Raw genomic sequence first — 17,872 nt, 5'->3', positions numbered from 1 at the left:
TGAGTCTATACATCGGGACAAGATGTTCAAGTATATTTTTTCCTTAATTGATCTATCTTTTATCCCTATTTTTTTAAATTGCATTATTTATGTACTGCCTTCACGGCAATTTTAATTATCCAATCTCAATTCACCAGATGAGCCGAAGTGTAGCATGCGATATTGTTCGATGTCGCTTTACCACCCCCTCCAAAACTGCACTGATGACTCAAAAATAAACAATATTATTCCGATAAAAAACCTAAAGAAAATAAAAAAAGCCAATCATGTTAGATTGGCTTTTTAATAAAACTTAATGGTCGTTGACGAGTTCACGTCCTAGTCTTTTCATACGCGGTTTATACAGCACATGATAAGTCACACCTAAAATGATCAACCATACTGGACTGACATATAGCGCTTTTAAGGTATCAGGCTCTAATGCCAAGATCACCAAAGTGAAAAGCATGAATGCCAAAACAACATAACTCATCCAAATGCCGCCCGGCATTTTGAATGTAGATTTTTCATGTAATTCAGGACGTAATTTACGATAGCGTAAATAGCACACCATAATGAGACTCCAGACACTAATGAATAGAATCACACAGAGTGAACTTGCTAATGTAAATGCCTCCATTGTGTTTGGAACAAAGTACTGAAGCACTGCCCCGCCCATAATGAAAGTACAAGAGAAAATCAAACCATTTGAAGGGACTGCGCGTTTTGATAAACGTCCAAATGCTCCCGGTGCCTGACCGTCTTTTGATAAACCGAACAGCATACGACTGGTTGAAAACACACCGCTGTTCATTGAAGACATGACCGAAGACAGTACCACCAAGTTCATGATGATCGCAGAAACCGGAATACCTGCATTTAAGAATAACTCAACAAACGGGCTTTTATCTGCACGAATGTGATCCCACGGTGTTACCGACATCACAATAAATAACGCCAATACATAGAACAAAATAATACGTACCGGAATCGCGTTAATTGCTTTCGGTAAGTTCTTCTGCGGGTCTTTCGTTTCAGCAGCTGTTGTACCAACCAACTCAACCCCGACAAACGCAAAAACGGCAATCTGGAATCCTGCCAAGAAGCCTTCTGTACCTTTCGGGAATAAACCGCCATGTGACCAGACATTACTAATGCTGGCAACAGCGCCTTGCGGAGCTTGAAAATGGCTGAAAATCATATAGCCACCCACACCGATCAGGCCAATAATTGCCAGAATCTTAATAAGGGCAAACCAGAATTCAATTTCACCAAATAGTCGTACTGTAAGGAGGTTAAGACCCATCACAAACAACACACAGCCTGCACTAATCATGGCCTGCTGTATTGGTGAGAAGCTTGCACCATCGGGTAGCCAGAAGCTCAAATAGTTAATGACTGCTGAAAGGTCCGCAATACCGACCAGCACCCAACCTAACCAATAGGTCCAACCCAAATAGTACCCGGCCCAAGGACCAATCAGGTCATGAGCCATATCAACAAAAGATTTGTAATGCAGATTTGCAAGGAGTAGTTCACCCATTGCACGCATTAAGAAAAAGAACATACCTCCAATAATCATATAAATAAAGAGAATTGAAGGACCTGCGAGGGAGATGGTTTTACCTGAGCCCATAAATAGGCCAGTTCCAATTGCACCGCCAATTGCAATCAGTTGTAAATGACGGTTAGACAGTTTTCGTTGCAGATGATCGGGAGAATTTTCCGTATCTAAATGACGAGCCGTTGTCATATTAAAATTCCTTTTTGAATTCCTTTGTTAAGATCAGCAACCTATGGCGAAAATTGAACCGTATGCCATAGGTCACTGAATCTGTTCACCAAAAATGACTGGTTAAACCGTATCTATCTTCCTTCTGTTAGATACATCATCGTTTTTGGAGTAAAGCCGAATTACTTTTGTGCTGCCGTCACGGCAATTTCAATTAACCAATCTGGATTGACCAAATCGGCCTGAATTGTGGCACGCGATGGAGCAACACACCCTTTTAACCAGTCAACCCAAATTGCATTTACGGTTGAAAAGTCAGAAAGATTTTTCAAATAGAGCTGCGCAGAGAGCAAGCGAGATTTATCGGTATTGGCTAATGCCAAAAGTTCATCAATTGTTGCAAGAATTTCACGGGTTTGGCCTGCCACATCTTGCTCGGTATTTTTAGGCACCTGACCTGACAAATAAACCACTTTGTTAAAAACAGTCACGGCGCTCATGACTTCGTTAGTGTTAATCTTTTGTATATCTGAATTAGACATTCGGATTTCCTTATACCTGATTAATAAATTGAACACGGGCGGTGACGGCACACATCAGTTCATAACCCACCGTACCGGATGAAACTGCAACATCGTCAATAGGTAGAACGACGCCTGTACTTGACTGACCCCAGAGCACCACTTCACTACCAACTTTGGCACTCTCAATACCCGTTAAATCGACTGCCAACATATCCATACTGACGCGACCAACTGTACGCGTGCGTACTGAGTCCACTAAAACCGGAGTACCTGTTGGCGAAATACGTTGATAACCATCGGCATAGCCGCAAGCCACAATCCCAATCGTCATGGGTTGCTCTGCGACAAAGTTTGAGCCATAACCTACACTTTCATTCGGCTCCAAATGCTGAACGGAAATAATTTCACACCGTAAGCTCATGGTCGGCTGCAAGCCCCAGTCCGCAATACTATGGGTTGGGTAATCTGGCGAGCTGCCATAAAGCATGATGCCGCTACGGACATAATCTGATTTGAGCTGGTCTTGATAACGCAGAATTGCCGCACTATTACTTACCGATCTTTCACCCGGTAAATCCTTCACAATTTCTTCAAAGGCAGTAATTTGATAATCAATACCTTGCTGACCGAAACGATCACCATCTGCATCCGAAAAATGCATCATGTGTGTAATCTTGGCGGCATTTACCAAATTATTTAAACGTTCCCAAGCCTGCACATAATGCTGTGGTTTAAAACCAAGACGGTTCATACCACTGTTCATTTTCAAGAAAACATCAAATTGAGCAGGATAAGGATGCTGTTCTACCCACTCAATTTGCGCTTCACTATGAATGGTGAAACTAAGCTGATACTGCACACAATCAAATAAATCTTGAGGAGAAAAAACTCCTTCGAGCAATAAAATCGGGCCTGTCCAGCCTAGAGCACGAATTCGTTTTGCTTCTTCAAGATCCAGTAAGGCAAAGCCATCTGCTGCTTTAAATGCTTCATAGACACGTTCAATTCCATGTCCATAAGCATTAGCTTTGACAACGGCAAAGACCTTACTGTTTGGCATAGCTTTGCGTACCACCGCCAAGTTATTTTGTAAGGCTTGACGGTGGATCACTGCGGTAATAGGACGAGGCATGATTACTTTCCTAACGTCCGTTAAGCCGCATGTGCGTGTGAATAACGCTGAATTGAAAGGCCATCGGTACTAATATCAGTCTTATGATTCAATACGATGTCACTGATTAATTTTCCTGAACCGCACGCCATGGTCCAACCTAAAGTGCCATGACCTGTATTCAAGAACAGATTTTTAAAGCGAGTCGCACCAATAATTGGAGTACTGTCTGGTGTCATTGGACGTAAACCTGTCCAGAAAGATGCTTGTTCCATATCACCACCCGGGAACAAGTCTTGAGTCACCATTTGCAAGGTTGCACGGCGGTCTTCGTTTAGACCTAAATTGAAACCACTTAGCTCAGCCATACCACCTACGCGAATACGTTGGTCAAAACGAGTGATCGCGATTTTGTAAGTTTCATCCAGCACTGTAGATTGCGGAGCAAAAGCAGGATCAACAATAGGAATCGTCAACGAGTAACCTTTCACAGGATATACAGGTAACTGTAGATCAAGCGGTTTCAAGAAATCACGTGAATAGCTACCAAACGCTAGAACATAACGATCTGCGGTTAAAACTTTACCATTGACCTGTACGCCTTTAATTTGATCGCCTTCGACAATCAATTTTTCTACGTTCTGGTTAAACTGAAAATTAACGCCCAACTCTTTAGCAATTTGAGCTAAAGCATTGGTAAATAAATAGCAGTCGCCTGTTTCATCATTTGGTAAGTGTAAACCACCCACGAGTTTATCTTGTGCATTTGCCAAAGCTGGCTCTACACGACCAAGCTCGTTGCCATTTAATAATTCGTAGCTTACGCCGCACTCTTCAAGCACGCTAATGTCGCGTTGAACCGCTTCCATTTGTGCTTCTTTACGGAATAGCTGCAAAGTACCTTTGGCGCGGTTTTCGTAGTGAATACCCGTGTCTTTTCTAAGTTCACGTAAGCAGTCACGGCTGTATTCAGCCACACGCATCATACGTTCTTTGTTCACAGCATAACTTTGCGGATTACAGTTTTTCAGCATTTGCGCCATCCACTGTAATTGCCACATACTGCCATCTAAATTAATCGCAAGCGGTGCATGGTGTTGGAACATCCATTTCACAGCTTTAAAAGGAATTCCTGGTGCTGCCCAAGGGGTCGAATACCCAGGCGAAATTTGACCTGCATTACCAAAACTTGTTTCTTCAGCAGGACCTGACTGGCGATCGAGAACAGTAACCTCGGCTCCTTGTCGAGCCAGATAATAGGCACTTGCCACTCCAATAACGCCGCTACCTAGTACAATTACGCGCATTTCCATTCCCTCACGCACACCAGTTTATTTCACTAGTATATTTCTGCTTCAATAGTTTATTTCACTATTTTTTAGGCTATAATCTAGGTAAATTTATGTTTTTCTCGCGAGAATTTTAAAAAAAGAGGAAATATCTATGCGCCCCTTAGATCGTATAGATCGCATGATTCTGGATATTTTGCAGCGTGAAGGACGAATTGCGATTAGTGAATTGGCATCAAGAGTCAACCTCTCTACCACCCCCTGTTCAGAGCGTGTAAAGCGCCTTGAGCGCGATGGCATTATCATGGGTTATTACGCACGGCTGAACCCAGCCTACGTAGACCGTAACCTGCTTGTCTTTTTAGAAATTAAGTTATCTGCCAAATCTGGCGATGTGTTTGATCAGGTAGCCAGAGACTTAGTTGAGATTCCTGAAGTACTCGAATGTCACCTTATTTCAGGCGAATTTGACTACCTTGTAAAAGCGCGTTTAAAAGAAATGAGTGCATACCGCCGCTTGTTAGGAGATCTATTAAAGAAACTCCCAGCTTCGGCATCTTCACACAGTTATGTGGTCATGGAAGAAGTGAAAGAAACTCTATATCTCGATGTGAGCAAGTAAAGCGAGCATTATTGAACTCGCTTTACTCACCTTTTGGAAATTAGAAATATTTTAAAATCGAAATATGCTTGTTTTGATGTTTAAATTTCGAGAACCATTTCACCGCTGGATAGAGTGCAAAAGACAATACAATCGTGATTAACCACAGCATCCACACATGATTGACCGACAAATAGTTTCCGTAGTTAGCTCCCCACACACTGAGTGCCAACACATACATCAGTTTCAACACATATAAGTGCAGTAAATAAAAGAACATCGGCACCGAACCAAACACGACCAATGGTTTTAGAAATGAATATTGCTGCATACGTTCAAAAGCAACGAGCACAAGCAAGCCAATTCCAACATTTAGCAAAATAAACAATAAAGACGGTGGATACTTGGTGAGGTTAAAAAAGCTCATGAGGCTCAGTTGTAATGACTCAAAATGTTGCCACTGCTGGTCACCATAGACATTGATAAAACGTAATAAAATAAACAATCCAATACTTACTAAACCAAGGCTGAGTAAAGCGCGGCTTCTTCGCTTTGCTGAATATTTTGAACTAAAGAACTGACCTAAAACGTAGCCTAATAAAATCACGCCAATCCAAGGTAAAACCGGATAACTTGTACGAAGCTTGATGCCTGCAATCTCAATCCAGCCACGTTCATGTAAAACGAACCATATATTCTGTAGGATGCCTTGTGAGAAGTGCACAGAATCTAATAAGTTGTGCCCAAAAATAATCACCAACGCTACACCAGCAAGAACAGGCAAAGGCAAACCCACACAACAAGCTAGCACCACCATGCTAATACCAATCGCCCAGATCACCTGTAAGTAAATGACTTCAGGCGGAAAAGTTGCCGTCCATGCAAAGTTCACAAGGGTAAGCTCTAACACAATTAAAAATAAGCCACGCTTTAATAAAAAAGCACGTGTTTGCTGTAAATCTTGTTTTTTTGACTGAAATAAAAAAGCAGAAATACCGGTTAAAAGTACAAAAACCGGAGCACAAATATGGGCCAATAATCGACTGCCAAATAATGCTGGTTCTGTTACTGTTACGTCCATTGGGTCGGTAACCTGTTTATGTAAATAGAAAGTTTCTCTTACATGGTCGAGCAACATAATGATGATCACCAAACCGCGCAATGCATCAATTGACTGTAAACGTTCAATATTCTTTTCTAAAGACATAGCAGTAATCAACAAAATAATGTAACGTTATACTATTACATTTAATTCCTTTTGTCTTTTTATGGCTGATTATTTATGCGACATAAATTAGGATTGTTGTCTTCGTTAGGTCTATCATTTATATCGACACTCACTTGGGGAGAAGAAACATCAACGGTACTTGAAACCATACGTGTTCAGGCCGAAAGTACTCGAGAAGATGTGAGCCAAAATAGCTCGGCAACTAAATTTACTCACGATGTTTTAGATGTCCCTTTTAACCGTGCTTATCTTTCTAAACAAATAATGGAACAGCAAGACGTGCAACGGATTGATGACGCATTAACTTTAGTCAGTGGGGTTTTTCATCAAAATAGTTTTGGTGGTGGTTTTTGGGATAACTACTCATTTCGTGGCTTTAGTACCGACCCCAATTTAGGTGCGGCTATGATCCGTAACGGTTTGAGTGTTAACCGAGGAATTAATGCTCCAAAAGATGTAGTGAATATTGAATCTTTAGAGTTTTTAAAAGGACCAATGGCCGCACTATATGGCCGCGGCGAAACAGGTGGTTTACTCAACCTCAACAGTAAAAAACCACAATGGGAAAGCGAAAGTGAACTTAACCTACGTGCCAATACCCAAGAACAATATCGCATAAGTCTGGAACACACCGCGCCTATTAACGATGAACTGGCCTATCGTTTAGCAGTGGCTCACGAAGATAATCAAAGCTTCCGTGATCATGTCAGCAGTGAACGCTGGTTCTTTTCACCACAGCTCACATGGAAAATTTCAGACCAAACACAACTCGACTTTGACAGTGAATTTACAGAGCACAAAGGAACCTTTGACCGTGGTGTCAGCACAGTCAATCATCAGTTTGTGATGGACCCGAAAACCTTTACAGGTGAGCCTGACGATGGTGATCTGAAAATAAAAGATTACTTTTACCAATTACGTCTAAGTCACGAGTTTAATCCTGACTGGAAACTAAATAGTGCGGTCAGCTATAAAGACGCCAAAATGGTCGGCTTTGCAACCGAACCTCGGCGTATGCAAGCCGATGGACGTACTTTAGAACGTCAACGTCGCTATCGTGATCATACAAGTGAAGATGTTCTGGCTCAGACAGAGTTACTTGGCAAGATTGATACTTCGTGGGCTCGCCATGAAATTTTACTTTCAACCGAGCTTGGTCAACTCGACTACAAACAAAACCAGCTTCGTCGCAACCATGACTCAAACTCACCTACTACAGTAAACACAATTGATATTTACCAACCTGAATATGGCAAATATTTACCGAATCTCACTCCGTTTACCGACACCAAAGAGCGCCAGCGTTACTTCGCGCTTAATGTACAAGACCAGATCTTTTTCAATGACCAGTGGAGCTTGTTACTCGGTAACCGTTTTGATCAGGTCGAACAAGACTTTAAAAATCATATAAAACAGACCGAGGACAACCAGACACTTCACCAGAATAGTCCACGTTTCGGAGTAAATTTTAAAGCCTCTGAGCAATGGGCGTTTTATACAAACTATGGCCGCTCATTTGCCATGAATAGTGGTATGAACCGAAATGGACAAACCTTCGCTCCTGAAAAAGGCGAAAGCTATGAAGTCGGTACCAAATATAAAATAAACGACCAAAGTGTGTTGAGTCTCGCTCTGTTTAAAATGAAAAAACGAAATGTACTCACAACTGACCCAATCGACAGTAACTTTCAAACCGCAGCAGGCGAAGTGAGTAGTAAAGGAGTTGAATTTGACTTAAATAGCCAGATCAATGACCGCTGGTTCGTTAATGCCAACTATAGTTATACCGATGCTCAAATTGAAAAAGACCAAGACCTCGCGAAGGGTGCACGTCTGAGCAATGTTCCAAAACACCAAGGTTCAGTAAGCACCAATTATGAGTTTCTGCAAGACGGCGCAAGAAAAGCAGGTGTAGGTGCCAACCTTACCTATGTCGGTGAACGCAGCGGACATAATCTTGATAATGGCTTTAACTTACCAAGTTATACGCTGGTCAATTTAAATGGCTACTATGCGCCATCTGACCGCTTACGTTATCAGCTGAATGTAAATAACCTATTTGATAAGACCTACTATGTCTCAAGCTATAGCGATTTATGGGTTCAACCGGGTGAACCATTGAACGCCTCAATTTCGGCACAGTGGAAGTTTTAATTTATCTATAAAATAAAAAAGCCCGAATAGTTTCGGGCTTTTCACTAAAACATACCATTTTCATTAACGAGTGGATCGGGCTGTATTTGCCCAATATCCCAAAACTCCGCAATTTTTCCATTTTCAAAACGGCATATATGAACCACAGCTAAAATTGTTAGCTTGTTATTCATTTGCATTTCCAGTTTCGAATGTACTGCAACTAAAGCACCATCCTCAATGACATGTTGAACTTCAAGAACTTTGTTTGGGGTTTCAATTGCACTTTCACGCATCCCTTCCTTCAAAGAAGTCTTATCACCAGCATAATAAGGATTGTGATGCTTAAAGTTTGGAGCGGTGTAATTGCCGTAGGCTTCATCGACCTCGCCAGCGGCAGCAAGCTCTAAAAAACGTACCGCAATTTCTTTTTGAGATAAGCTCATTGTAGAACCTCCCAGCTATATTTAGGCTTTACTGTAAAATGTCATCTTCTTCTTCGTCGAAGACATAAGCCATGCAGCCCCATCCATCATATTCGCCGTTAAATTGCTCAGCGATTGTCGAAAACCACTGCTCCAGATCAACAATATCTGAATACTCTGGTTCCATCGTAACAAAGATGGTAATGATCCATTCATTCGGTTCAACAGAATCATCTTGGAAAAGAGAAATTTTTTGCTCTTGATAGAGTAAATGCATCGCGCATTGCTCTGCATTTTGCTGATCTTGAAATGCAATTGAAAATTCAATTTCATGAAGCTCGGTTAAATCATCCCCGTCTTCAACCATTTGCCAAAGTACATTGCCGTTATCATCATCTGGAAATTGTTCGTAATCGCGGTTCATTAGATTGTCCTTGTTGTTGCTCTATTTGTATTATTCGGCATTAAGAATAACCGACTTTTATTGCAGTTTGGATATGTATTCAGTTGCGAATTGCATCAAATTTTAATTTTTTAGAAAGGCACTTGTGACTCAATCACCACATCTGTCCCCTTCAAAGGATGTTGAAAAGCGAGATATGCAGCGTGTAAAGCCATACGATTCAAATGAAATCGTTTAGGTTCAGGATGATATAACTTGTCCCCCATAATCGGATGCCCAATATGCATCATATGTACACGTAACTGGTGCGAACGCCCTGTCACAGGCTCAAGTAACACTCGACTTTGATCTGTTGTTTCATCATAAACGAGCGGTTGAAACAACGTTTTAGCATGTTTGCCTAATTCAAAATGTACAATTTGTCTTGGGCGATTTTCCCAGTCAGTAATGAGTGGAACTTCAACACTGCCCTCTTGTTTTACTTGGCCTTGTACCAAAGCAATATAATGTTTTTTGACTGTTCTAGCCTGAAACATTTTACTTACCGCAACTTCTGCATCGCGATGCTTGGCAAACATAAGTAAACCTGAGGTTGCCATATCTAAACGGTGCGTAACCTTTGCTAAAGGGAACTTTTCCAATACCCTTAAATACGCACTGTCATGATGTTCAGGTAACCGACCCATAACCGACAACAAACCCGCAGGTTTATCAACCACAATTAAATCGTCATCTTCAAATAAAATTGAAAGCGGATCTTGTGGTGGAGCGTAAACAAAGTTGTCGTTTAAAGGCATGGTCGTAGAAACAGCAATGGAGCATGGCGGCAAATCATAAAGAAATTTCAGACCTACCGCAAAATAATCTATAGCGCCCTACCTATGTTCCACGTGAAACTCGGAAAATCTTTATCGTTTTTTATTCATTTCAGCTAAAAGATCAAGCTGAATTTCTTGAATATGTGCAAGCCTTTCCCACTGATGCGATAAAAGATGGTCCATTTTTTCATGTAAATGACGAATCTCAAGCTCGGCTTTTAAATTAATTTGATAGTCATGTTGGGAACGCAAACGGTCTTTTGCTTCTTGACGGTTTTGACTCATCATAATAATAGGTGCCTGAATTGCAGCTAAACATGACAACACTAAATTCAGCAAAATAAAGGGATAAGGGTCGACGGGACGGACCACCATCACAACCGTATTTAAAACAATCCACCCCGTTAAAAATAAAGCAAAACAAATGAGAAAAGCCCAGCTACCACCAAATGATGCGATTTTATCTGCCAGTTTTTCTCCAAACGTCCAGTTTTGATCAAAATCTGACTCTGTATTTCGGCTAATTAATTCATGCCGTTGCATACTGCCAATTACTTCATTTTCTAGGTTAGATAACTCACCCTTTTCCGAGCGTAATAGCGACTGCACATATTTAATTCGATAATCTGCCAGATCGGCCCGACAAATAAAGCTTGAGTAACTCCAATCTGGATGGTCTTTTAAAATTTCATCACTAATCACGTTACGGATGACTTCACCAGATACTAAATCTTTTAAAGGAAAGCTCTTTCCACATACGGCGCATTGGCGACACTGATTTTTATTCTCCATATTATCCAGCTCGCAATTAATCATAAGATTAGTATATAAACGATTTTTATTGATCGCATCGTAAATAAAAATAGCGCTCTAACCTAAAATCTGTAAAGTCGATGAAACTATTTTTCGGTGGGCAGAAATCATAGGCTTCATATAATAAGATTTGAATGTCAGGAGGTAGCGCAGAAAAATAAGGCTTATTCATAAATTATATTCTTGTAAAATATCATTTTTATTATTGAGAATTTTTTAGGGTGTCAAGGGAAAACATCTATGGTTTACTTCAACAATCATAACTTTGTAAGTTATAACCTTGTGCCTATAAACTTTTGATCTATAGCGTCCTAAGCCGAATCGAGACCTTTTGGGTGAGTACACACTAACGTTATACGTTTCGGTGCATGCTACTCTTTTCGATCCCTATCACACCCTTGAGATATAGTTTAGCCAGCACCCTGCGGGATTGTTTTTCTAAGAAAAGCGAATTTTTATTATTTATGGGAATTTTTACGCCATTATGCAAATTTAAAAGAATATATTCCCATTTACCTATAATTAGTTAAATTTAAATTCCACTTTATTTGTATTTTTCGGTTTATTTTACCAATTAAAAAATTTGTAGACCAAATTGGGAACTCTTCCATCAATCTATGTTTAGCCGAATAACTCATGTAAAGCCGACTTATTAATCCCGCTTTTAAGTATTTTTATTCTTTGCGTACTATTCTTAGAGATAACTTTTGCGCTTGAATACATTATAAAAACATATTATAAATTATTTCTAACCAAATAATTGGTTTTTTGGAACTTTATAATGAACAACAATATTATAATTTTTGGTTATGGAACAGGTATTTCCAAAGCCGTAGCACATAAGTTTGGTAAAGAAGGCTATAAAATCGGGTTAGTGGCACGAAACGCCCAAAAACTTGAAAAGGCTATTCTAGAACTTAAAGCACAAGGTATTGAAGCTTACGCTTTTGCATGTGATTTAGCTGTTCTTGAAGATATACCAAATCTTATTAAACGTATTAAAGATCAATTAGGAGAGATTAAAAATATTCATTGGAATGCTTTCCATGATATTGAAGGCAATATTTTAGAAACCCCTCCACTAGAACTTACCAAAAGCTTTCATATTCGCGTTTCGAGCTATATTGCGACGGTACAGGCTTGTTTAGGTGATTTAGAGAAGAACCACGGTAGCATTTTATCGACAAACGGAATTTTTGCTTTCGATGCAGTGGGTATCGACTTGGTGGCTAAAGAGTACTCATCCTTAGCAACTACCGCTGCCGCTCAATATAAAACCACAAATTTACTTGCTCATAGTCTTGCTGACTCAAATGTTTACGTGAGCCAAGTAATTGTGAATGGTTTCGTTGATGGGACATCTGGAGCACAAGATAAGACCTACACGGTACATCCTGAAACGATTGCGGGGCAGTTCTGGTATTTACACCAGCATAAACAAGAGACTGTCTCCTTTTGTGGTGAAGCCATTCAAGCTGCTTAAATAATTTTCTTATGAGAGGAGAAGCGTAATTAATTACGCTTCTCTGAACTTTTTTAATTTTATGTTTCTATGCCCCAGAAATATTTAATTATTTTTCATACTCTGAAGTATCAATTTTGTATTCTTTGAATAAAATTGAACGCACAGAGTCTTTTATACGTTCATCATGTTTAATAATTAAATAAATATCTTTTTTAGTCAGAGGAATTTCTTTTAGTAAATCAGGCAAGTCCTTCGACCTTATACCACTGACTTCACTAGGTTGTTTTAAGATGTCTGGGTCTTGTTCTTCGAATTTAAAATCTACACCTTGTAAATTGAAATAAACCATAACTCTTCTGTTCAAAGAGTCACTATCATCATATAAAACAGTACCTTCTGGCAAAATATAATATTCTGGCAAAGTGCTATTTTTCGAATATTTACCTTCAAACGAATATATCTTTAAAGGTTTTTCTAAAACATGAATTTCTGGTACTTTTGTACTTTTCCAGAAGTAATAGTTTATTAAGGACTGTATGATGAAAAGTAAAATTAGTATGGTAATTAATAAATTCTTTTTCATACTTATCTCTTATTTAAACCAAATAAAATCATATGGTTAAATATCTTATTCATTTACAATAAATTCATAGGTCTTATCTAACTTCCCATCCCCAGTAGCATAAAAACCCGCATATATATGAATTGTAAAAGTTCCCTTATACTTTGGAACTCCAGAAATTTTTAAATTATTATAAGCATCCGCTTCATGTTCATCTATTGGGCTAATAGAGATATTCATATCACTAGGGAAGTTAGTTTCAACTTCAAAAGAATATGGTATCACTCTACCACCTGATATGTTTAATTGCTGGTTATATGCCTTACCTACATAGGCTACTGGAAGTCTTTCAGGCTCAATTGTATATTCGTGACCACACCCTGCCATAAGTAACAAGGGAAGACCTAAAGTTATCAAGTCAAGTTTTAGATTTCTAAACAAATTATTTTTCTTCCCATACAATTGGAAATTTTTCTGATTTAGAGACATTACCAATCATTGCAGAGAAAATTGCTTGGCATTCTAAATTAATTTTTTTAAGTGAACTGATATTTATAGGCTCGCAGCTTCTATTATCATAATTTGAGCAAAATTCTACAGATACATCAATTTTGTTATTTTCAATCTTATCTATATAAGCATCCAACATTTGATTGTTATTAGCAGTATTTTTGCAAACAATTTTTTTTGATGAAGATTCTTTTATTTTATTTAAAACTTCCTTATCTTCAATTTTCGTAGCAAAGTTTAATTTTTCATTACTTTTCCTAGTATGTTCTATTGTGAAATTTGAAATTTTTTCACTACATCCACTTAAAAAAATTAGCCCTAATAGGTAAAGAAATTTTTTCATTTAAAACTCTATTGGAAATTGGATTTTCTTATAGCTTCTTTGGATATTAAAATATTATCTGCTACAACTTTACTACTTTGTAATAAACCCCCAAAAACTACTCTACAAGACATATTGCTAGTTAACAATTTTTCCAATTGATTCTTATCGATACATACATTCATGGATTCATCTTCGCAGACTTTGAAGTACCCAGATGAAGTATATTTTCCTTTTTTTAACTTCTCTCCCTCGACTGAAATAGCTCCTGTCACAAAGTAATTTTTAATATTATCGCACTTAAAATGTGAATATTTATAATTATTCTCTTGATAAATCTTATTTAAATCATCATTTGTTTCTAAATTAAATTTAAAAATATCACCACTCATACCATCCAGACGTGAGTAAGTTAAACTCTTAATCTCTGCATTATTGTTAGATGCTTTCTCATTATTTATAAAAGGATTACATGCTGACAATGTTATAGAAAGCAATGTTAATAAAAAATATTTCATTTTATTCTACTCAACTCTTTTGACAAAATATCCTGCACACTTAAATTATTAACAATTTTCTCTTGCATCATTAATCTGAAATCTGCATGGCTATACCTTGTTACATAGTAATAGGAACTATTACTAGAGGGATAACTACTCCATTGCCCACCTAAATCTGCAATCAAATCATTGTTCCACTCATAACTTTTAGGGTCACAACTTATACTAATCCAAAGATTAAATACTGGCTTTGGTCTACTATAATAGATACTAGTTCTAGATCCCAAACCAATTTTAGATAATATTTCTCCCACTGGATCAATAGTTATCAGCACGTTAACCTTACAAATATTATTCTTATGCAATATTTCAGCTAATCCAGCTGCATTCCAACCACCTAAACTATGACCAACAATATTTACTTGTGTTTGAGGATAGGTTTTTAAAAAATTTTTTACATCATTGAAAGCATTTAATTTTTTATCCTTATTTGTATTTACTGTTAACTCTCTTGTATCAGATACATATGCCTCTTCATACCCATAATATTTAACAAATGCATTTTTACTGCCACCTTTTATAGTTGCAAAATAATTATTAACATAGTTTCCAACAAAGTATGTTGGGCCAATAGGTCTAAAATCCCCCCACCCGACAGGAACATCTCCGGGTGTAAATACATACTTATCAGCTGCCCCTCCAATGAAGATTGTTAAACTATGAGTATAAGTTGTTAACTTAACTGGAATTACTGGCGGCACATTACTTACTTTTCCATGTGCTTTTTTTAACAATTCAGTCGCTTGTTTTTTTATATCTTTATTGGCATCTATTACATTATCCATTTCAATTTACCACATGTATTTTATATTGCTTATTCGGCTCTTCAGTTTCTAACTTAACCAAGCCAGTTCGATCTAACTTACCGCGCTCAATTTCTTTATCATGTTCATCAAAAATAATATATTCCGTACCAGGTTTTAGTTTATTTCCTTGTTTATCCATTACATCAAACCATACACCATATTTTTGTTTTCCTTGTGGTAGATACGGTAATGAACTATTCACACTCCCGCCCCCCATAAACAAATGCTGCCCAGCCTTCACCTCAAATTTGCCACTTGTGGTCATAAAAATGCCAGAACCAGTAATTTTGACTTGAGAGCCACCTGCGGTGAGCACAATTTCTTTGGCTGCGGTCGCTTCGATTTTGTCTTCAGTCGAAATCACCTGCACAGCTTTACGGGCAATTAAATCTGCTCCGTCACCTTGAGCCTGTATCTCAACTTTGCCTTTGCCTGCATAAAGCCTCGCTCCTTCTTGAGCCGCAAAAAGGCTAATTTTATTTTGGGCATGCGCGATTAAATTCTTTTGGGTAGACAGGTTAATGCTGTCTCCGGCAGTTTGGTTGAGCTGCCCATCTGCACTTAGGTGAATGTCTTCATTACTGCTTAGCGCGACGCTATTTGGGCTTGCCAGCAGCATAATCGCTTCTTTAAACGTTTTAGCTTTTGCGTTGTCTTGCTGCTCGAGTTTTTCAATAAAGGATTTTAAGTTTTCTAAATTTTCTAACGGATCAGTTTGCTGATTTTTAGCAACTTCACTAAGTGCCTTGGCATTGTTAAGGCCACCTTCTATTTGTTGTTTGGCCTCATTTGCATCAAGGTGTACGCCTTGAGCTTGGTCTTGTTTGTGAGTACTAACGAGTAAGCCACTACCCGCTCTTACCGCTCCCCATTGGTCTGTTCTGAGTTCGAAACCTTCACCTCGTCCATCACTTTCCGCCTTGTCTTTTGGATGGCTTAAGTTACCTAAGTTGAGTTGGCTGGCCGCATGACTACTTTGTAGCTGGGCACTGATTTGGCCTGTCGTGTCATCAAAACGGAGTTGGTTAAAACCTTTTCCATCCACTTCTTCTGAGCGGATGCCGCTCAGTTTTTTGGTATCAGGTAACTGGCCTTTCTGATCGAACTGGGTCGGGTGGCGTTCGGCTTCATGAATGCGGCCCACCACAAATGGACGGTCAATATTGCCGTCAAAAAAGTCGATCACAACGATCTCGCCTACGCGAGGCAGGAAGCGTGCGCCATAGCCCGTGCCCGCCCAAGGGGTGAGTACATCGACCCAAGCGGAGTCGGTGTCATTGTCGTTACTGCCTGCTCCACCATCATGACTATGGTCGTCAGTTCGGGTAAACAGGAAACGGACTTTTATGCGCCCCCATTGGTCGACATGGATGCTTTCACCTTCCAGACCCACGACTCTAGCGCGCTGCGGGTGAGCGGCTGGTCGGTGCTCTAGCGGGTTATATTCAGGCACAGCTTTGATATTACGACGAACAACGTTCAGTTCAGCAAAGTGGCGCTGCTCAGGGTTTTGACTGTCGAGTTGGGCTGCCTTGAGTTTGCCTTGTGGTAATAAGCGCTCGAGTTGCTGTTGTAATTCTTTCGGTAAATTATTCTGGTTATAGTAGTGTTTGCTTAAGATTAAGAACTCTTTATCAGCACTGTCATGTTGGTCAAGTTCCGGATGGTCATTGAGTTCAAACCAGTAACCTACCTGTGCATCACGGACGTTGCCTGCAACGGTAAACTGTTTAGAACTCAGGTGATGGTAAGCATTGATGTGCTGGTTAAGTTGTTCAATCTGGCTATTTCCCGAAGCGGTGGCTTGATCTTCCCCGTTTAAATCCTGCATCCACGCTGGGCTAACATGCCATGCATCTTCAAGGTTCAGGCTTGCATTGTCATAGTGTTCGCTGTGCTTTTGGGTGTTAGTGTTTGCTTAAGATTAAGAACTCTTTATCAGCACTGTCATGTTGGTCAAGTTCCGGATGGTCATTGAGTTCAAACCAGTAACCTACCTGTGCATCACGGACGTTGCCTGCAACGGTAAACTGTTTAGAACTCAAGTGATGGTAAGCATTGATGTGCTGGTTAAGCTGTTCAATCTGGCTATTGCCTGAAGCGGTGGCTTGATCTTCCCCGTTTAAATCCTGCATCCACGCTGGGCTAACATGCCATGCATCTTCAAGGTTCAGGCTTGCATTGTCATAGTGTTCGCTGTGCTTTTGGGTGCCTTGTACGCTGCCGCTACCTTCTTCTTGTTGCAAAGCATCGGCTTGCCAGCGTTGCACATGAACCGAGGTTGGTTGTAAACGACGCTCAGCTTTGACTTGGGTAATGGTATCAAACTGTTCTGTCGCACTGCTGCGTTGATAGCGGATGCTACGGCGTTCAAGTGCCTGATAATTTTGGTTATCGTCAATTAAACGTAAGACTTGTGGCTGGATAGAAGCATTCGGGTCAGCGACAAAAAGCTGTGACTCATCGACCAGCCAGTTAATACCTTCACTACGCCACAAACGGGTTAAAAAGTCATAATCGCTTTCGTTTGACTGCATCACAAATGGACGCACATCGTAGTCTTTAGTTAAGCCAGATGTATCGAGCGTTAT

Annotated in this window: 17 protein-coding genes and 1 pseudogene; 3 read left to right on the top strand and 15 right to left on the bottom strand. The window is 39.5% G+C overall.

What is annotated here, in order from left to right; translation table 11 throughout:
* Window positions 1-292: 292 nt before the first annotated feature.
* The 4 genes from C1642_RS05650 to C1642_RS05635 form a co-directional block, all read right to left on the bottom strand.
* Entirely contained in the window at window positions 293-1,732 is a 1,440-nt protein-coding gene (locus C1642_RS05650; RefSeq protein WP_103236032.1) for an amino acid permease, read from the bottom strand.
* 161 nt (window positions 1,733-1,893) lie between these two features.
* On the bottom strand, window positions 1,894-2,253 hold the full coding sequence (locus C1642_RS05645; RefSeq protein ID WP_000071347.1) for a RidA family protein: 360 nt from the start codon (window positions 2,251-2,253) through the stop codon (window positions 1,894-1,896).
* A 10-nt stretch (window positions 2,254-2,263) separates the two neighbouring features.
* Window positions 2,264-3,367 carry an alanine racemase gene (gene alr / locus C1642_RS05640; RefSeq protein ID WP_103236031.1) on the bottom strand — a complete coding sequence of 368 codons (1,104 nt, stop codon included), beginning with the start codon at window positions 3,365-3,367 and terminating at the stop codon, window positions 2,264-2,266.
* 20 nt (window positions 3,368-3,387) lie between these two features.
* The gene (locus C1642_RS05635) at window positions 3,388-4,653 is read right to left on the bottom strand and encodes a D-amino acid dehydrogenase (protein ID WP_001263981.1); all 1,266 of its coding nucleotides are present in this window, start codon (window positions 4,651-4,653) and stop codon (window positions 3,388-3,390) included.
* 136 nt (window positions 4,654-4,789) lie between these two features.
* Here C1642_RS05635 and C1642_RS05630 point away from each other — a divergent pair, with 136 nt between their 5' ends.
* Window positions 4,790-5,257, top strand: coding sequence for an Lrp/AsnC ligand binding domain-containing protein (locus C1642_RS05630; protein WP_001247568.1), 468 nt, complete (start codon window positions 4,790-4,792; stop codon window positions 5,255-5,257).
* Between the two features lie 40 nt (window positions 5,258-5,297).
* On the opposite strand, the gene C1642_RS05625 is transcribed toward C1642_RS05630, so the two are convergent.
* A complete protein-coding gene (locus tag C1642_RS05625) occupies window positions 5,298-6,443 on the bottom strand; it encodes a DUF1624 domain-containing protein (protein WP_072689096.1) in 1,146 nt (381 codons plus the stop codon).
* A 75-nt stretch (window positions 6,444-6,518) separates the two neighbouring features.
* Between C1642_RS05625 and C1642_RS05620 the strand changes: the two genes are divergently transcribed.
* Window positions 6,519-8,618, top strand: coding sequence for a TonB-dependent receptor (locus C1642_RS05620; protein WP_213064256.1), 2,100 nt, complete (start codon window positions 6,519-6,521; stop codon window positions 8,616-8,618).
* A 44-nt stretch (window positions 8,619-8,662) separates the two neighbouring features.
* Here the strand turns inward: C1642_RS05620 and C1642_RS05615 are convergent, their stop codons facing one another.
* From C1642_RS05615 to C1642_RS05600, 4 genes are all read right to left on the bottom strand, one after another.
* Entirely contained in the window at window positions 8,663-9,043 is a 381-nt protein-coding gene (locus C1642_RS05615; protein ID WP_000059270.1) for a nuclear transport factor 2 family protein, read from the bottom strand.
* A 28-nt stretch (window positions 9,044-9,071) separates the two neighbouring features.
* Window positions 9,072-9,446, bottom strand: coding sequence for a ribonuclease E inhibitor RraB (locus tag C1642_RS05610; protein WP_001078193.1), 375 nt, complete (start codon window positions 9,444-9,446; stop codon window positions 9,072-9,074).
* Between the two features lie 110 nt (window positions 9,447-9,556).
* Window positions 9,557-10,222: an RluA family pseudouridine synthase gene (locus C1642_RS05605; RefSeq protein ID WP_001130511.1), complete on the bottom strand. Its 666-nt coding sequence runs from the start codon at window positions 10,220-10,222 to the stop codon at window positions 9,557-9,559.
* A gap of 111 nt (window positions 10,223-10,333) precedes the next feature.
* The gene (locus C1642_RS05600) at window positions 10,334-11,035 is read right to left on the bottom strand and encodes a DUF1003 domain-containing protein (protein WP_000428563.1); all 702 of its coding nucleotides are present in this window, start codon (window positions 11,033-11,035) and stop codon (window positions 10,334-10,336) included.
* Window positions 11,036-11,837: 802 nt separating this feature from the next.
* On the opposite strand from C1642_RS05600, the gene C1642_RS05595 reads away from it, so the two are divergent.
* Window positions 11,838-12,539, top strand: a complete 702-nt coding sequence (locus tag C1642_RS05595) for an SDR family NAD(P)-dependent oxidoreductase (protein WP_001063519.1) — start codon at window positions 11,838-11,840, stop codon at window positions 12,537-12,539.
* Between the two features lie 88 nt (window positions 12,540-12,627).
* Here the strand turns inward: C1642_RS05595 and C1642_RS05590 are convergent, their stop codons facing one another.
* The 6 genes and pseudogenes from C1642_RS05590 to C1642_RS05565 form a co-directional block, all read right to left on the bottom strand.
* On the bottom strand, window positions 12,628-13,104 hold the full coding sequence (locus tag C1642_RS05590) for a hypothetical protein (protein WP_000739893.1): 477 nt from the start codon (window positions 13,102-13,104) through the stop codon (window positions 12,628-12,630).
* Between the two features lie 45 nt (window positions 13,105-13,149).
* Window positions 13,150-13,572 (bottom strand): hypothetical protein, encoded by a 423-nt coding sequence (locus C1642_RS05585; protein WP_000056184.1) that lies wholly within the window; start codon window positions 13,570-13,572, stop codon window positions 13,150-13,152.
* Complete coding sequence (locus tag C1642_RS05580; protein ID WP_000714238.1) at window positions 13,526-13,936, bottom strand: hypothetical protein; 411 nt, start codon at window positions 13,934-13,936, stop codon at window positions 13,526-13,528. Before C1642_RS05580 ends, C1642_RS05585 begins: the two co-directional genes overlap by 47 nt.
* A gap of 8 nt (window positions 13,937-13,944) precedes the next feature.
* Complete coding sequence (locus C1642_RS05575) at window positions 13,945-14,433, bottom strand: hypothetical protein (protein ID WP_000873301.1); 489 nt, start codon at window positions 14,431-14,433, stop codon at window positions 13,945-13,947.
* Window positions 14,430-15,260 carry a hypothetical protein gene (locus tag C1642_RS05570; RefSeq protein WP_000370898.1) on the bottom strand — a complete coding sequence of 277 codons (831 nt, stop codon included), beginning with the start codon at window positions 15,258-15,260 and terminating at the stop codon, window positions 14,430-14,432. The genes C1642_RS05575 and C1642_RS05570 overlap by 4 nt, the downstream gene beginning before the upstream one ends.
* Window positions 15,261-15,264: 4 nt before the next feature.
* Window positions 15,265-17,872 (bottom strand): annotated as a pseudogene (locus C1642_RS05565) (contractile injection system protein, VgrG/Pvc8 family); the annotation flags it as partial.

The organism is Acinetobacter sp. AKBS16, from assembly GCF_002899995.1.
Classification (GTDB): domain Bacteria; phylum Pseudomonadota; class Gammaproteobacteria; order Pseudomonadales; family Moraxellaceae; genus Acinetobacter; species Acinetobacter baumannii.
This window is presented reverse-complemented; position numbering and strand designations above follow the sequence as displayed.

What these genes read in the sequence shown, in the direction of transcription:
- C1642_RS05650 (WP_103236032.1), bottom strand. Translation starts at nt 1,732, where the DNA reads ATGACAACGGCTCGTCATTTAGATACGGAAAATTCTCCCGATCATCTG.
- C1642_RS05645 (WP_000071347.1), bottom strand. Translation starts at nt 2,253, where the DNA reads ATGTCTAATTCAGATATACAAAAGATTAACACTAACGAAGTCATGAGC.
- alr (WP_103236031.1), bottom strand. Translation starts at nt 3,367, where the DNA reads ATGCCTCGTCCTATTACCGCAGTGATCCACCGTCAAGCCTTACAAAAT.
- C1642_RS05635 (WP_001263981.1), bottom strand. Translation starts at nt 4,653, where the DNA reads ATGCGCGTAATTGTACTAGGTAGCGGCGTTATTGGAGTGGCAAGTGCC.
- C1642_RS05630 (WP_001247568.1), top strand. Translation starts at nt 4,790, where the DNA reads ATGCGCCCCTTAGATCGTATAGATCGCATGATTCTGGATATTTTGCAG.
- C1642_RS05625 (WP_072689096.1), bottom strand. Translation starts at nt 6,443, where the DNA reads ATGTCTTTAGAAAAGAATATTGAACGTTTACAGTCAATTGATGCATTG.
- C1642_RS05620 (WP_213064256.1), top strand. Translation starts at nt 6,519, where the DNA reads ATGCGACATAAATTAGGATTGTTGTCTTCGTTAGGTCTATCATTTATA.
- C1642_RS05615 (WP_000059270.1), bottom strand. Translation starts at nt 9,043, where the DNA reads ATGAGCTTATCTCAAAAAGAAATTGCGGTACGTTTTTTAGAGCTTGCT.
- C1642_RS05610 (WP_001078193.1), bottom strand. Translation starts at nt 9,446, where the DNA reads ATGAACCGCGATTACGAACAATTTCCAGATGATGATAACGGCAATGTA.
- C1642_RS05605 (WP_001130511.1), bottom strand. Translation starts at nt 10,222, where the DNA reads ATGCCTTTAAACGACAACTTTGTTTACGCTCCACCACAAGATCCGCTT.
- C1642_RS05600 (WP_000428563.1), bottom strand. Translation starts at nt 11,035, where the DNA reads ATGGAGAATAAAAATCAGTGTCGCCAATGCGCCGTATGTGGAAAGAGC.
- C1642_RS05595 (WP_001063519.1), top strand. Translation starts at nt 11,838, where the DNA reads ATGAACAACAATATTATAATTTTTGGTTATGGAACAGGTATTTCCAAA.
- C1642_RS05590 (WP_000739893.1), bottom strand. Translation starts at nt 13,104, where the DNA reads ATGAAAAAGAATTTATTAATTACCATACTAATTTTACTTTTCATCATA.
- C1642_RS05585 (WP_000056184.1), bottom strand. Translation starts at nt 13,572, where the DNA reads ATGTCTCTAAATCAGAAAAATTTCCAATTGTATGGGAAGAAAAATAAT.
- C1642_RS05580 (WP_000714238.1), bottom strand. Translation starts at nt 13,936, where the DNA reads ATGAAAAAATTTCTTTACCTATTAGGGCTAATTTTTTTAAGTGGATGT.
- C1642_RS05575 (WP_000873301.1), bottom strand. Translation starts at nt 14,433, where the DNA reads ATGAAATATTTTTTATTAACATTGCTTTCTATAACATTGTCAGCATGT.
- C1642_RS05570 (WP_000370898.1), bottom strand. Translation starts at nt 15,260, where the DNA reads ATGGATAATGTAATAGATGCCAATAAAGATATAAAAAAACAAGCGACT.